Source organism: Bradyrhizobium sp. USDA 4353 (assembly GCF_054063215.1).
The window spans coordinates 7005468-7019461 of record NZ_JBSSGB010000001.1 but is presented as its reverse complement, the minus strand read 5'-3'; the positions used below and the strand labels follow the sequence as shown (position 1 = coordinate 7019461).

General features: G+C 60.7%; 16 protein-coding genes. 11 read left to right on the top strand and 5 right to left on the bottom strand.

Annotated features, from left to right (window positions below):
- Window positions 1-71 precede the first annotated feature (71 nt).
- Together ACVILH_RS31615 and ACVILH_RS31610 are read left to right on the top strand one after the other, a co-directional pair.
- Complete coding sequence (locus tag ACVILH_RS31615) at window positions 72-938, top strand: SDR family oxidoreductase (protein WP_456716395.1); 867 nt, start codon at window positions 72-74, stop codon at window positions 936-938.
- A 3-nt stretch (window positions 939-941) separates the two neighbouring features.
- On the top strand, window positions 942-1178 hold the full coding sequence (locus ACVILH_RS31610) for an SDR family NAD(P)-dependent oxidoreductase (RefSeq protein ID WP_456716394.1): 237 nt from the start codon (window positions 942-944) through the stop codon (window positions 1176-1178).
- A gap of 180 nt (window positions 1179-1358) precedes the next feature.
- On the opposite strand, the gene ACVILH_RS31605 is transcribed toward ACVILH_RS31610, so the two are convergent.
- The gene (locus ACVILH_RS31605; protein WP_456716393.1) at window positions 1359-2273 is read right to left on the bottom strand and encodes an alpha/beta hydrolase; all 915 of its coding nucleotides are present in this window, start codon (window positions 2271-2273) and stop codon (window positions 1359-1361) included.
- A gap of 217 nt (window positions 2274-2490) precedes the next feature.
- On the opposite strand from ACVILH_RS31605, the gene ACVILH_RS31600 reads away from it, so the two are divergent.
- Window positions 2491-3402: a LysR family transcriptional regulator gene (locus ACVILH_RS31600; protein WP_456716392.1), complete on the top strand. Its 912-nt coding sequence runs from the start codon at window positions 2491-2493 to the stop codon at window positions 3400-3402.
- A 52-nt stretch (window positions 3403-3454) separates the two neighbouring features.
- Here the strand turns inward: ACVILH_RS31600 and ACVILH_RS31595 are convergent, their stop codons facing one another.
- From ACVILH_RS31595 to ACVILH_RS31585, 3 genes are all read right to left on the bottom strand, one after another.
- Complete coding sequence (locus tag ACVILH_RS31595; RefSeq protein WP_456716391.1) at window positions 3455-4213, bottom strand: SDR family NAD(P)-dependent oxidoreductase; 759 nt, start codon at window positions 4211-4213, stop codon at window positions 3455-3457.
- 438 nt (window positions 4214-4651) lie between these two features.
- Window positions 4652-4972 (bottom strand): DoxX family protein, encoded by a 321-nt coding sequence (locus ACVILH_RS31590; RefSeq protein WP_456716390.1) that lies wholly within the window; start codon window positions 4970-4972, stop codon window positions 4652-4654.
- Between the two features lies 1 nt (window position 4973).
- Complete coding sequence (locus ACVILH_RS31585; RefSeq protein WP_456716389.1) at window positions 4974-5354, bottom strand: DUF4267 domain-containing protein; 381 nt, start codon at window positions 5352-5354, stop codon at window positions 4974-4976.
- 115 nt (window positions 5355-5469) lie between these two features.
- Here ACVILH_RS31585 and ACVILH_RS31580 point away from each other — a divergent pair, with 115 nt between their 5' ends.
- From ACVILH_RS31580 to ACVILH_RS31555, 6 genes are all read left to right on the top strand, one after another.
- The gene (locus ACVILH_RS31580; RefSeq protein WP_456716388.1) at window positions 5470-6036 is read left to right on the top strand and encodes a TetR/AcrR family transcriptional regulator; all 567 of its coding nucleotides are present in this window, start codon (window positions 5470-5472) and stop codon (window positions 6034-6036) included.
- 259 nt (window positions 6037-6295) lie between these two features.
- On the top strand, window positions 6296-7177 hold the full coding sequence (locus ACVILH_RS31575; RefSeq protein WP_456716387.1) for an SDR family oxidoreductase: 882 nt from the start codon (window positions 6296-6298) through the stop codon (window positions 7175-7177).
- Between the two features lie 29 nt (window positions 7178-7206).
- Entirely contained in the window at window positions 7207-7680 is a 474-nt protein-coding gene (locus tag ACVILH_RS31570; RefSeq protein ID WP_456716386.1) for an AtaL-like protein, read from the top strand.
- A 72-nt stretch (window positions 7681-7752) separates the two neighbouring features.
- Complete coding sequence (locus tag ACVILH_RS31565; protein ID WP_456716385.1) at window positions 7753-8421, top strand: NAD(P)-dependent oxidoreductase; 669 nt, start codon at window positions 7753-7755, stop codon at window positions 8419-8421.
- 616 nt (window positions 8422-9037) lie between these two features.
- Window positions 9038-9703 (top strand): cupin domain-containing protein, encoded by a 666-nt coding sequence (locus ACVILH_RS31560; protein ID WP_456716384.1) that lies wholly within the window; start codon window positions 9038-9040, stop codon window positions 9701-9703.
- A 454-nt stretch (window positions 9704-10157) separates the two neighbouring features.
- Complete coding sequence (locus ACVILH_RS31555; protein ID WP_456717132.1) at window positions 10158-10370, top strand: FAD-binding protein; 213 nt, start codon at window positions 10158-10160, stop codon at window positions 10368-10370.
- A gap of 22 nt (window positions 10371-10392) precedes the next feature.
- On the opposite strand, the gene ACVILH_RS31550 is transcribed toward ACVILH_RS31555, so the two are convergent.
- On the bottom strand, window positions 10393-11295 hold the full coding sequence (locus ACVILH_RS31550) for an AraC family transcriptional regulator (RefSeq protein WP_456717131.1): 903 nt from the start codon (window positions 11293-11295) through the stop codon (window positions 10393-10395).
- Window positions 11296-11405: 110 nt separating this feature from the next.
- Between ACVILH_RS31550 and ACVILH_RS31545 the strand changes: the two genes are divergently transcribed.
- Window positions 11406-12392 carry an amidohydrolase family protein gene (locus ACVILH_RS31545; RefSeq protein ID WP_456716383.1) on the top strand — a complete coding sequence of 329 codons (987 nt, stop codon included), beginning with the start codon at window positions 11406-11408 and terminating at the stop codon, window positions 12390-12392.
- Between the two features lie 51 nt (window positions 12393-12443).
- Window positions 12444-13946 carry an amidase gene (locus tag ACVILH_RS31540; RefSeq protein WP_456717130.1) on the top strand — a complete coding sequence of 501 codons (1503 nt, stop codon included), beginning with the start codon at window positions 12444-12446 and terminating at the stop codon, window positions 13944-13946.
- Window positions 13947-13994 lie beyond the last annotated feature (48 nt).

The following is a 13994-nucleotide window of genomic DNA, read 5'->3' as shown; positions in this document are numbered from 1 at the left end:
GTGGAGGAAGGGCGACGTTCCTCCACTCAGTCGATCAATTCTTCACAGTTAAAATGTAGAAGGGCCTCCACATGTCAGGCACAGTATTGATCACCGGTACCTCCAGCGGGCTCGGACGCGCGACTGCTAAGCTGTTTCACGCGCGCGGCTGGAACGTCATAGCTACCATGCGAGCGCCCGAAATCGAAGTGGACTTGAAGTCGCTCGAGCGCACCCAAGTGGTACGCCTCGACGTGCAGGATCCCGAGTCGATTGCGCAGGCGGTTCGTCAAGGTATCGCCCAATTCGGGAAGATCGACGTCCTCGTCAACAATGCCGGATATGGCGCCTACGGCCCGTTAGAAGCAACCACGGCCGAGGACATTCGACGGCAGTTCGACGTGAACGTATTCGGTCCGCTTTCGACGATCAAAGCTCTCCTGCCGCATTTTCGCACAAACAGGGCCGGCGTGATCGTCAACATATCGTCCATCGGCGGGCTCGTAGCATTTCCGCTCGGCGCGCTCTACCACGGTAGCAAATTTGCCATTGAGGGACTTTCAGAAGCTCTTGCCTACGAACTGGCGCCGATCGGAGTGCAGGTCAAGCTGGTCGAACCGGGCATGATCGCGACCGACTTTGGAGGGCGCTCGCTTGTCTTCAGCAACGATCATTCAATTGCGGAATATCAGCCAACGGTGGGGGCCGTCATGCAGGCTTTTGCGACAGCGAGCCTGCAGGCCTCGAAGCCGGAAGCCATTGCTGAAATTGTCTATGAAGCGGCGACCGATAACGGTCCAAGGGTTCGATTTGCGGCCGGCGACGACGCGCAGCGTCTGATCGGAAGTCGCAAGACCTCCGATGAGGCGGCGTTTATGGGCCAGATCAGAGCGGCATTTGGCCTGGCGACCGATCAACCTCTAGTTCATTATTTTGATTCGACTAAAGATGACGAATAGGCGATGACGAAAGAACTTCGCACCGCCCTCGTCACCGGGGCTAACAAGGGCATCGGACCGGAGATAGCGCGTCAACTGGCACAGGCCGGGGTCTCGGTTCTCGTTGGAGCTCGCGACCGCGGCGCTACAGCTGTAGCCGGGCTTGCATCTGCCGGCCTCAATGCGAAGTTATTCGTACTCGACCTAGGCGGCCACGACAGCGTCGCGGCGGTGGCCGAAACGATACGGGCGGAGCACTGAAAGCTCGATCTGGCGAGAGTGTAAATGATCGCATTGGTCAAGCCATTCGCGCGACGCGTCGCGTCGTTCGAACTTTGCGAGTTCAGGCGTGCTCCGAACAACACACTTGGAGGCTTCGCGCGACCTCCTGTCATTGTGCGCCAAGCAAGCGATCGACGACGTCAGAGCCGACGACTGTCCTCACACGTCGGTGCGGAGATGTTGCGCCAGGAAGCTGCTGATGTCATTCAGTGCGGCTTCGGAAGCCTGCAGCATCGCGAAGTTGGATGGAAAGACGTGGATCATGCCGTCCCAGACGTGAACCTCGACGGCAAGGCCGGCTTCGTCCGTTTTCGTGGCGAAGCGCACGGAGTCGTCGCGCAACACCTCGGCCTCCCCTACATGGATACGAAGGGGCGGCATTGCGGACAGGTTGGAGTCTAATACGTTCAGACGCGGATCCGAAGCGCTTTGGCCGTTCAGATAGCGTTCGGTTGCCGTCGCGAGCAGTTCTTTGAAGAGGAGAGGATCTTCATCGGCTTTTGCGGTCATCGAAGTGCCCGATAACGTCAAATCCAGCCACGGTGACATTGCGACGGCTGCGACGATCTTCCCGGTTTTTGCATCGTTTTGGTTGAGGAACGAGAGCACAAGTCCGCCGCCGGCGGAGTCCCCGCAAAGCGCGATTCGATCGTACCCAGCGGCTGCAAGGCCTCTATGCAAGGCTTCAACGTCGTTCGAGGCTGCCGGAAACGGCCGCTCCGGGGCGAGCGCGTAGTCGGCGATGAAAGACGCCGAGCCGCACCGCTTGGAGATCTGGCCGACGAAGTTGCAGTAAGCCTTCGCCGACCCGAGCACGTAGCCGCCACCGTGAAGATAGAGAATGACGACGTTTGGGCTAGCGTTGGACGGGCGGGCCCACCAGCCCGGTACGCCACCCACCTCTCCAGCTTCGAAGTGGACGCCCGGGGGCGCCGGGACTTGACCGATGATCTGGTCGTACGCCTCGCGTGCTTCCGGCGCAAACATCAGCTTCGGCGCGGTTGCAAATGAGTCGCGTAGTGCCTGCATGACCTGGGCATCCTGCGGGGCGAGGTCATGAGTGATGAGCGGCATACAGATCTCCGATTTGAAATGATTTCGCGTCGGATAACGTCGTTGATTCCGGACCGCCTCGTCCCAGATCTGAGACGGTAAGTTTCTTTAGTGAGACAAAAAGGGAGTCGATGCTGGCTCTCGCCTGCGCTTTTCCTCCCCCTATGGCCATTCGTCGCTGCCGGAATTGACTCTCGATGACAAACAGTGTCCCACATTTGAGACGATAAGGTGCTAGATGATTGATTTGGATGATATCCGTGCGTTTCAAAAAGTCGGCGAATTGCTGAGCTTTTCTGAGGCGGCGCGGGTTCTTGGAATTCGCAAGTCCGCAGTCAGTCGGTCGGTCCAGCGACTGGAGACCGTGCTCCGACTGCGCCTCTTCGAGAGAACGACTCGCGAGGTGGTCTTGACCGATGCGGGTCGAACGATCCTGAACCACATGGGCGAAGTGCTTGTCCAGTTGGACGCGCTATTGGACGTCGCAGCAGGCCTGAGCTCGCATCCTCGAGGAAAGTTGAAGCTTACGGCAGGTATCGGCTTCGGTACCGAGGTTCTCACGGAACTCATCCCCGAATTCGCTCTGGCTTATCCCGACATCGCGGTGTCTCTCGATCTAACCAGTCGAACAGTGGATCTGGTGGGAGAGCAATTCGATATAGCGTTTCGGATGGGTCCGCTGGCCGACTCGAACCTGATTGCCATGCGGCTGGGCGCGATCGGGTGCACGCTTTGCGCCGCCCCTTCCTACCTTCAGCGGAAGGGTACACCGCGCTCGATCGCAGAATTGGCAACACACGATCTGTTGGCGATCCCACGCTCGGACGGTCTTCCCCGACCCTGGTCCTTGCGCAACCAGCACGGCAACATATGCCACCTGCAGAACTCTCCGCAGCTGTCGGCAAATGACCCTCACGCGATTTCCCGCATGGTCCTGAACGGGGCGGGGATTGCTGCGATCGCCAACTATGCGGCAAGACCCGAGATCGAACGAGGGGGCTTGGTCCAGGTACTGCCGGAATGGACCGTCCCCTCGGTCGATGTGAGCCTTGTGACGCCCGGCGGTCGCGAACGTAGTCCGGCGACGCGCGCGTTCGTTGAATTCATCCGGGACCGGGCGGTGGCGAACCGACGATGGTTCGACGCTTAAACTCGGTCGACCGGCGCGCCCGCGTGCGTGGCAAGGAGCGGGAAGGGTGATTTCACAAGCGCATGCCGCCCGAGACCTCGATGCGCTGGGCATTGATCCAATGATTGTCGTCCGAAAGCAGCGATGCGATCATGCGACCGATATCATCGGCCTCGCCGGGGCGGCCCAATGCAGTCATACCCGCAACGAGTTTATTGACCGACGGGTTATCGCGGACGACGCCTCCGCTGAAATCGGTCATGATGGCGCCTGGCGCGACGGTGTTCACGGAAATGCCGCGAGACCCGAGATCGTGGGCCAGGTAGCGCGTGAAGACTTCGATGGCCCCCTTGAAAACAGCGTAAGCCACACTGTCGGGATTGACGAACCGCGTGACGCCAGTCGAGATATTCACGATCTGGCCGCCGTCCTTGATCAGGGGCAGCAGCTTCTGCGTCAGCATGAAAGGGCCCTTGAAATTCACGGCGTAAAGCTTGTCGAGCTCCTCGCTCGTGACCTCGGTGAACTTGGTATGGTTGGAGATGCCGGCGTTGTTCACCAGATAGTCGAACCGATCCGCGCCAAGATCACGCAAAGCCTCCTTGAGGCGGCCTGCAAAGGTATTAAATTCTTCGGTTGCGCCGACGTCCAGTTGGAGCGCTGTGGCCTTGCTGCCCGCGTCTCTAGCCTCTCGTGCGACCGCTCTCGCTTCTTCGGGGCTTGAGTTGTAGGTGAATACGGACGGCACTCCTCGCTTGGCCAGATTGAGGACCATACTGCGCCCGAGTCCTCGGCTTCCGCCGGTGATGACCGCGATCTTCGTCTTGCTCATATAAAGTCTCCTATTCGATCTTTCCGTCTCTGGAGGACACTCGGCAACGAAGCGTCCACGCGCCCGCGTCCATCAGACTGTCATCGGCGTCAGGTCTTGCGTGAGCCAAGAAGGGCGAGACCGCTGCGCCGCCGCGTCACCGGCATATGGGGCGCCGCAGAAGCGGGAATAGAATGCTATTCTGAGACAACGTGTCTCTTGAGCGGAACGGTTCCGAGTCCGTCGCCGACGGGCATCTCCTCAGTCATGCTCTGGTCGTAGACCCGGATTTCGAAAGTGTAGATGAGAGTTCTCCTCATACTTTTCGTCGGCTTTCAAGTCCGTGGACGCTGCTGATCTCAACGGCTTCGCATGTACGAAAGCTGAGAGCTCTTCCGCGGTCTCGACGAGGGAGGTTCGATCAGAGCTGAGAGCGGGTGCCGGTGCGGCGAGCGCCGATCACCCGAACGTCAAAGTCAGCGCGAGTAGAGCTACGAACGCGCCCAATGGGGCAAAGTGAGACCATTCCCGACGACGGACCACAGTCAAGATCGCCGCCGCGATCACGAGTGCGCCAAGCGGGAGACCAGCAAGGCGGCTGGCAGGGAAGGCTATCAAGGCTCCGGCAATCACTTCCAGCGCGCCTGTCACCCGGCACCACCATGCTGGGTAGCCCCAACGGACGAAGCTGTCCCGCGTAGCAGGCGTGCCGATCGCGTTGAACACTCCCGCGCCGGCGAATGCGGCCGCACAGAGCCATGTCACAATTGCGATCAGCATGTCACGCCCCCCAGATGATGAGCGGAATGGCTGCCGCGATCATCAACACTGCCGTCAGCCCGTGCATGCCGAGCGCGGCCTTGGTCGAGCCCTTCGCCGCCAGGATCAGTGACATGTCGCCAATTGCGATAAAGGAATCGATCAGCAAAACGATTCCGACGATGCGCGGTCCGGCCCAGACAATCAGAGCCAGCACGCCCAGTCCCGCCACGATATCGCGCACGCCTTTAAGACGAAGCCACCAAACGATGTTGGCACCTTCCTCCGGGAGCGGCAGCCCGAAGCTCTGCGTCGCCGCGCGTGGATTGAAGATGTATATGGCGCCCATCGCGATAATTCCGACGGACGCGAGCAGCGCCACTCCGTAAGAAAGCCAATGCATGGTCGGGTCTCCGTACCTGTGATCCAAAATCTAGCAACGCTAGGAATTTGTCCTAGCATTGCTATTTTTTCAAGTGTGGTTAGACTGACTTTCCATCACGAAGAGGCGATCGAAATTGAGCGTGGCGGAAAGGAAGAGCAGGGAACGGGCTGAGCGCGAGCGTGGCATCATCGCGGCGGCGCGGGCGCTGGCTGAATCCGAAGGATGGCACGCGGTTACGATTCGCCGCCTGGCGGAGAAGATCGAGTACAGCCAGCCGGTGCTGTATTCGCATTTTGAGAGCAGGGACGCGATCGTAGCGGCCGTGGCGTTGGAAGGCTTTGGCGAGTTGGCGCTGGCGTTGCGGAAAGCGGCGAAACGGGCGGCGGACCATCGGACTGTGCTTTTGGACGTCGCAATGGCCTATCTCGCCTTCGCGCGAAAGCGTCCGGCGATGTACGAAGCGATGTTTTCGTTGCCCAGCGGCCTGCAATTTGCGCAAACTGACAGCAAGGCCGAGCTGAAGGAAGCCTTCGCGGCGTTGAAGGACGTCGTCGCACCCTCCGCGGAAGATGCCGAAGCGACAACCGAAACATTTTGGGCCTCCCTTCATGGCCTAGCCGAGTTGGAACGCACAGGACGGATCCGGCCCGGGGCGCGTGAGAAGCGCGTGTCGCTCGTCGTCCGCGGAACCCTTGCCTAGCGGGCGCAAACGTCCCTTGCCAGAACGATGGGCTCTCGCTTTGGAGACAGACTGTCTCGTCTTCATGCGGTAAGATTGGGCTGTTCGTTCTGCTTAGGGCGCACGGCGCGAGACCGCGTCTTGCAGCGTTGTGCTTCCGGAAAGCCTCCAGCCCGCGACCGTTTCACGGATGAGACGGACTGTCTAAATACGGCGGCTACCGGCGTGAATTTGGATCGCTATTCTCCGATTTATCGAAACTCCAATCGGAGTGATCCAAATGACCATTCTCGTTACCGGTGCTACCGGCCGCGTCGGCCGCCACGTCGTCGAACAACTCGTCAAGCGCGGCGCAGGGGTGCGCGTGCTGACCCGCGACCCCTCGAAGGCGAATGTGCCCGCCGGCGTCGAAGTTGCAAAGGGAGACCTGCTCGACATCGACGCGCTGCGCGCGGCGTTCAAAGGCGTGAGGACGCTATTTCTGCTGAACGCCGTTACCGGCGATGAATTCACCCAGGCGATCATCACGCTCAACGTCGCCCGCGAAGCTGGTGTCGAGCGCGTCGTTTACCAATCGGTGTTCGACGCCGACGGCGCCGTAAACGTGCCGCACTTCGCCGTGAAGTCGGGCGCCGAGCGCATGCTCGAGAAGATGGGCTTCAGCGCCACGATCCTGCGTCCCAGCTACTTCATCGACAACGAAGTCATGATCAAGGACGTGATCCTCAATCATGGCGTCTACCCGATGCCGATCGGCAGCAAGGGCGTCGCCATGGTCGACGGACGCGACATCGCCGAAGTCGCCGCGATCGAGCTGATCCGTCGCGACCAGGCTCCCGGGAAGCTTCCCCTCCAGATGCTCAATCTAGTCGGCCCGGACACGCTGACAGGCCCGCAGATCGCGAAGATCTGGTCGGAGATCCTGGACCGCCCGATTGCCTACGGTGGCGATGATCCAAGCGGCTTCGAGCAGAACATGGCGACATTCATGCCGAAGTGGACGGCCTACGAGATGCGCTTGATGGCTGAGCGTTACGTGACTGACGGCATGATCCCCCAAGCCGGCGACGTCGAGCGGCTGACCCGGATCCTGGGTCGCGCGCTACACAACTATCGCGATTTCGCAACCGAGATCGCGCACGCCCAGAAGGCCGTGGCTTGATCCAAAATCCAGAACAAAGGATTGCGACCGTGATTTTTTCAACCGCCACCGTGCCGGTCAATCCGGAAGGCGAAGAGCCGCTGACACGCGCTCAGGTATGGAAGGGGCTCGTCTTCAAGGCCCGTGACGCCCGGCTCTTTCTGCCGCCGAACCTCTGCACGAGGTGCGAGATCGTCCAGGAGAGCGACACGCACATTGTGCGAGAGGCCACCATCGTGGGCAGTGACCTTCGCGAGATCATCGCCTTCGAGCCGCAGAAGAAGGTAACCTTCTTCCAGGTGACCGGTCCACGCGAGGGCGCGATCATCAACGAGCTGTTCGAGGATGAGGCGGGTGCGCTCCAGCTGAAGTTTTATTGCTACACCGGCCTACGCGGCAAGGAACCGAACGGGCCCGAAGAGCAGGCCGAACAGCGGCAATTCGACAGCGACAAGGGCTACAAGGCCGCCCTTCTGTCCACCCTGAAACGCACCCGCGAACTGCTCGCGGAGGGCAAGCTCTGACCATCACCATGAACCAGAACAACGGGACGGTCTCCCTGCGGTGATCTCCCGCCTCATTCAAGGAGACATTTTATGGCCAACTCTCAAACCAATGCCGTTCAGTCGGCGCCCGCAAAAATCCTCGTTCTCGGCGCAACCGGCGGGACCGGCCGCTCGATCGTTACACAGGCGCTCGCGCGCGGGAACGAAGTCACCGTGCTGGTCCGCTCGGCCGAGAAAGCTGCCGATCTGCAGGGAGCAAAGATCGTGGTCGGCGACGCCCGCGACGAAGGCACGCTGCGTGGGGCGGTCAAAGGCCAGGACGCCGTGATCAGCGCGCTCGGCACGCCGGCAAGTCCGTTTCGGGAAGTCACGCTGCTCTCGACGGCGACGCGCGCGCTCGTCGCCGCGATGAAGGCGGAGAACGTTTCGCGTCTCGTTGCGATCACCGGGATCGGCGCGGGCGACAGCAGGGGACACGGCGGCTTCGTGTTCGACAAAGTCATCTTTCCGCTGCTCTTGAAGAAAGTGTATGCCGACAAGGACCGGCAAGAGGCGATCGTCAGAGACAGTGGTTTGGACTGGGTGCTGGTTCGCCCCTCCGTTCTGAGCAACAAGCCCGGCCGGCATGCTGTACGCGCGCTTACGGATCTGTCCGACTTTCATGGCGGATCGATCGCAAGGTCCGATGTGGCGAGCTTCGTCCTTGACCAGGTCCGCGGCGATGCCTGGCTTCGTCGTGCCCCGTTGATCACCTGGTGATCTGACGTGGATGCGGGTGGCTCGGGCTGTACGTCTGGTCACCCGCACCAAAGAGGCAAGCCCACGCCAGAACGCTGCCAGGCTGCAATGTTTTGCTTCTTGAAAAGCAGTTTTGGCAAGAACTTCCGAGGTGGGTCGGTTCAGATGGTGTCGATTCTCGCCCCGTCCAGATGCCTGGTAAGAGTCTAATCCGTAGGCAAAGGCCCATGCGTTGGCCTTGGCGATCGCTCATTGCACACTGCCAGGATGGAAGTCGCCCGAAGTATAGCAGGGGAAGCCAAGCCGGCGGCCGTCAAGGCCTGGCTTGGACGCGCCGACGCTCCACGGGAGCTGTCTTCAAGACGACGTGCATCCGAACAGGCCAACAGCGAGAACTGAATGGCTCAGCGATCACGCCAGTGGTCACTTTCGCGTGCCGGCTCGCGATAGTCCTCAACGGCTCGGATGGCTAAACGTTCGGCTCGCCCTAAGCCACAAAATGAAAGTATGCAATATACTTCCCGATGGTTTCACTCCGGCTGAATACGAGCGTCTCTCGAATGCAACGGTGTGTCTCGTCCCGGTGTCTTTCAAACCTTTCGTCGGCCCCTAGATCAGGGGACAATGCACAAGGAGGTTGGCTGACTCAGAAATTGTCGTCCTCGACGCCATGTTTCAGCGTTCGCCTGGGCAAAATGCGACGTGCTCGCGGCCAATCTGGTCGATCACGGCACGGCGGACCGATATGTTTGTTCTGGAAGAAAGACTGTCGGTGTTCGACCGAAGAGGCATCGTGACCGCGGGGCTTGTTGATTTTGTGTACCTTCCGAAGGATAAATCAGTGACCATTCGCTCGCATGACAAGGGTGACCACTCCCTATGTCACGGCTCCGCATCGGCAGGAGGGGCCGGCGTGAGCGCTGCAAAGGAATCATCAGTGTTGACCGCAACAAATCTCTCCGCAGCATTTGATCGCATTGTCGACTATTGGTCGCCGAAGGTGATCGGCAAGGTCAATAACCAACTGCTCAAGATCGCGAAGCTTAAAGGTGAGCTCGTCTGGCACGCTCATGACGGTGAAGATGAGCTGTTCTACATCGTGAAGGGCGAGCTCCGCATCGAGTTCGAGGATGGAGCGACGTTACTTCGGGAAGGAGATTTTCTCACGGTGCCCAGAGGCGTTAGGCACAATCCCGTGGCTGAGGCCGAATGCTGGATACTTCTGATCGAGCCGGGCTCGACCCTGCATACCGGGGCGGAGATCACTGATAGGACGCGAAGTCTGGACGAGCAGCTCCGCTGACATACCGGGCCAATATCAACGCCGATGCCGCGAAGGTTTGCGGCCGGCCACGGGTGATGGCAATGCGGCGCGCGCGATGGGTCGGTCGGCACTGCCGCGCAAGTGATCGAGGAAGGCGCGAACGGCCGGTTGGCCTGCCGGCTCGTCGGCCAAGGCGCGGTATTGGTCTCGCGCTCCACCGCGAAATCGACAAGCATCGGGACCAGTTCGAGCGTTGGCGCAAACCCTCTCGGTCTGAGCGTCGCGGTCAGCACAGGCGAGAGCGTCTCATCCATCATGCCTGTCAGCATGCCGCCGGGGATGAGGCTCGCCGGATTCAGGGAGCGACGACGAGTTCGCCTCTCTCAGATCGGAAGTTTATCTCCGCGATGTTGAGCCGAGGCTACGGACGCCGACCGCTGCCTCAGCGCTGCAGGAGAACGCATCTTGGCTTGGGCAATAAAACGCCCCGCTACTGAATTCAGTCAAGAGCTCATGCCGCGGTCTCTTCACGAATGCCATTGCCCGGGTGTTCGACGAGGATAACCGACCGATCGGCAGCCTGTATGCCTGCGGCAGAGCGACGAACAGCGCAATGCTGGGTGTCCACCCGAGCAGCGGATGCAATATCGGACCAGCACTCGTATTCGAGTTTTGCGCCGCAAACACATTAGATCGAGGGCGCTGACGGCAGTCCGATGAGCTGCAGCTCAATTGTGGGGTGGACGCAGATGCGAAGGCGGGCAGCCAACGTGACGTGCGAAAGCGACGCTGAAACCGCTTGCCGACTGATAGCCGCAGGCGAAGGCGATCTCCGAAATCGACACCCCTTGGCTGATCATTTCTTTGGCCAGCGCCATCCGCCATTTGAGAAGGTATTGCATTGGCGGTAGGCCGACGACCTCGCAGAAGCGCTGCGCGAATACCGATCGGGATGCGCCGGCGGCCTTCGCCAACGTGGCGACCGACCAGTCCCGGGATGGATCCTGGTGCAAGGCCTCCAGGCATGCAGCGATCTGCGGATCGGCAAGTCCGGCCAGCAGACCGGGGTTCACGTTCGCCTGCTCTTCGCCCTGGTAGCGCATGACCTCGATTAAAAGGATCTCCAGCAGACGTTCAATAACCAGGGCCGAGCCCGGTCGCCCCTCCCACGCTTCCGTGCCGAGCATCTTCAGGAGCGACGCCACGCGTGTCGCGCCCGACGTCGCAAAGCCGATCTCGACCACGGAGGGGAGTATCTCTTTCAACAGTCCCAAATGCGTGCGGTCGAACGAGAAGCGGCCGCCCAGCAGTTTGAATGTGGGAGCCGTGCTTGATGGATCGGTGACGATCGATCGGGCCGACGGGTTGGATTGAGGAGCCTGAAACCTGATCGGCTTGGTGTCCTCGCTGTCCCCCATCATCCATTCTTCCGGCCCCGTCATCATCAGGAAGTCGCCGGTGACCATCGTGCGCGTCGGTCGGCCAGGAAGCTGCAGCCTGGCGCTTCCCTCGGTGACCAGAACGAAAATCGTGTCCTGGAGCGAGGGATAGCGAATAGCCCACGGGCCTCGCGTGTCGAGCTGCTTCCAGAGCAGCGCGCGGGGTTTGAGGAGCCGGACGACCTGGGTCAGGGGATCGGAAATAGGACGATCTCGAAAGAATTGCGGACGCCTCGATATAGAGCATCCTGAAAGCCGTCGCTAGGGTCATCGCCGCAGGATGAGCCTAGAAGAGTAGGTCGATGAAGAGCGTTGCTGACGGCTTCGAGGCGCAATGGATCGACGTCCATGCGCATTTCATGACCCCGCAGACCGACGAGGAGCTCAAGCGCAGTGCCATCGCGCGCTGCGAGCGATGCTTCCTGGCGCCCGACCTCTACCAGTGGACGCCGGAGGCCGCCATCGCGCACATGGATGGCAACGGCATCGCGATGCAGATGCTAAGCAACATCCCGAAGTCTCTCAACGGTCTTCAACGGGCGAACGAATATGGCGCATCGATCGTCGCTCGCTATCCGTCCCGCTTCGGCCTTCTGCTTGCCCTCCCCACCGACAATCCGGACGCTTGTCTTGCGGAGATCGGTCGCACGGAGGAGCTGAAGGCGGACGGCTTCGCTGTTACTTGCCGTTACAATGACGTGTATCTGAGCGACGCCCGGCTCGAACCGGTTTGGCAAGAGCTGCAGCGGCGGCAGGCGGCGGTTTTCGTGCACCCGGACGCCTATAGCGAGCCATCCATGGGACGTCCGACGGCTCTGCTGGAGGTTGCGTTCGAAACCACGCGAACGGTGATCGACATGCTGTATGCCGGCATCTTCCGTCGCTATCCGAAAATCAAATTCGTCATCGCTCATTGCGGCGCTGCCCTGCCGGCGCTGGCAGGACGTCTCTTGCTGATTGGCACGGAGAGCTGGGTCCCCAATCCGCAAGGCATCACCAAAGCCGAGATGAAGGCGCAACTTGCCGAGCTCTATCTCGACACTGCGGCGACGGGCTCGGCAAACAGCCTCGCCCCCGCTCTCGCGATGACGACCGCCGACCACCTCGTCTACGGCTCCGACTGCGGCGTGCTGTGTTCGAGCGAAGCCACCATGCAGGAAAACCTTCAGTCTCTGAAAGCATTCCCGGGTCTCACCAAGCTCGAGATCGAACAGATCGGTCGCGCTGGACTGAAGCTATTCCCGTCGATTGCAGCGCGGATTCAGCCGGTCTGTGAGGCGGTGGAATAAGCTGGGCGTGCCGAACTGGTCCAATCCCTTCTGATCCGGAACATGACCGACATGAGCCTGAAAGCTCCCAACCACGAAGAATTCGAGCTCCTGGCGTCCGATCTGGGTTTCTCGCTGCGCGCGGCGGAGCGCGACACGTTTCACAGCATGCTCTCCGGCAATCTCGAGCCGATGAAATTGTTCGATGACGGAGCCACGGACACGGTGCAGCCCCCGCGATATCCCCGGTCGGCCGGCTACAGACCGGATCCCGGCGAAGATCCGCACCATGCCTGGTACGTCAAATCGGAGATAAGGGGCGCAGCCGAAGGGCCGCTCTGTGGGCGCACCGTTGCGTTGAAGGACAATATCTGCTTGGCCGGCGTTCCCATGATGAATGGTTCGTCGACGCTCGAAGGCTACGTGCCCGATTGCGACGCGACGGTGGTGACTCGCGTCCTCGACGCTGGTGGCACCATTCTAGGAAAAGCCAATTGCGAATTCTTCTGCTTTTCGGCGGGCAGTCACACCAATGCGACCGGCCCGACACACAATCCGCACCGGCGCGGATATAGCGCCGGAGGCTCGTCATCGGGATGCGCTGCCGCAGTCGCGGCAGGCGAAGTCGACCTCGCCATCGGTTGTGACCAGGGTGGATCGATCCGCGCACCGGCATCTTTCTGCGGCATCGTCGGCATGAAGCCGACGCATGGTCTCGTGCCCTATACGGGCATCATGCCAATCGAGCCGACGCTCGATCATGCCGGCCCGATGACGCGCACCGTCGCCGACAATGCGCTGCTGCTGCAGACGCTCGCCGGGCCGGATGGCCTCGATCCGAGACAATGCTCGGGCGCTTCGGGCGACTACCTCGGCACCCTGTCTGCTGGCGTCGCCGGAATGAAGATTGCTCTCGTTCGGGAGGGATTCGGCCTACCTGTTTCGGAGCGCAACGTCGACGTCGCGGTGCTTGCGGCGAGCGGCGTCTTCAAACAGCTAGGCGCCATCGTCGAAGAGATCTCGATCCCGATGCATGTGACCGGTCGGACGATCTGGCGGGCGATCGCCGGCGAGGGCGGCACGAACACCCTGATGAAGGGAAACGCGTTCGGCACCGGCTGGCGCGGGCTGTACGTGACGAGCCTGCTCCAGGCCCACTCGCATTGGCGCGAACGCGCCGACGAACTGCCACCGTCGCTGAAGCTGTCGATGCTGACCGGGCATTATCTTTCGAAACGCTACGGCGGACTCTATTACGCGCGAGCGCAGAATCTGAATCGCAGCTTGCGCGCGGCCTATGACGAGGTGCTGTCGCGTTACGACCTCCTGTTGATGCCGACCACGCCGATGAAGGCAGGCCCGATGCCTGCGGCTGATGCGCCGCTTTCGGAATTGATCCGCCTGTCGGGAGTGCCGCTTGCCAACACGATGCAATTCAATTGCTCCGGCCATCCCGCCATGTCGATTCCTTGCGGCGAAAGCGATGGCCTGCCGATCGGCATGATGCTGGTCGGAAAGCATTTTGGGGAACCATCGATTTATCGCGCAGCCGCGGCCTTCGAGGCCCGTCGCTGAGTGTTTCCGGGCAAACGGTTCGAGGCATTTTGAAAGAGGGGGTTTTCA

Bases quoted from the DNA above. Each gene is read 5' to 3' on its own strand.
- ACVILH_RS31565 (WP_456716385.1), top strand. From the start codon at position 7,753: ATGGCCAACTCTCAAACCAATGCCGTTCAGTCGGCGCCCGCAAAAATC.
- ACVILH_RS31545 (WP_456716383.1), top strand. From the start codon at position 11,406: ATGAAGAGCGTTGCTGACGGCTTCGAGGCGCAATGGATCGACGTCCAT.
- ACVILH_RS31590 (WP_456716390.1), bottom strand. From the start codon at position 4,972: ATGCTGATCGCAATTGTGACATGGCTCTGTGCGGCCGCATTCGCCGGC.
- ACVILH_RS31595 (WP_456716391.1), bottom strand. From the start codon at position 4,213: ATGAGCAAGACGAAGATCGCGGTCATCACCGGCGGAAGCCGAGGACTC.
- ACVILH_RS31575 (WP_456716387.1), top strand. From the start codon at position 6,296: ATGACCATTCTCGTTACCGGTGCTACCGGCCGCGTCGGCCGCCACGTC.
- ACVILH_RS31540 (WP_456717130.1), top strand. From the start codon at position 12,444: ATGAGCCTGAAAGCTCCCAACCACGAAGAATTCGAGCTCCTGGCGTCC.
- ACVILH_RS31610 (WP_456716394.1), top strand. From the start codon at position 942: ATGACGAAAGAACTTCGCACCGCCCTCGTCACCGGGGCTAACAAGGGC.
- ACVILH_RS31615 (WP_456716395.1), top strand. From the start codon at position 72: ATGTCAGGCACAGTATTGATCACCGGTACCTCCAGCGGGCTCGGACGC.
- ACVILH_RS31605 (WP_456716393.1), bottom strand. From the start codon at position 2,273: ATGCCGCTCATCACTCATGACCTCGCCCCGCAGGATGCCCAGGTCATG.
- ACVILH_RS31585 (WP_456716389.1), bottom strand. From the start codon at position 5,354: ATGCATTGGCTTTCTTACGGAGTGGCGCTGCTCGCGTCCGTCGGAATT.
- ACVILH_RS31600 (WP_456716392.1), top strand. From the start codon at position 2,491: ATGATTGATTTGGATGATATCCGTGCGTTTCAAAAAGTCGGCGAATTG.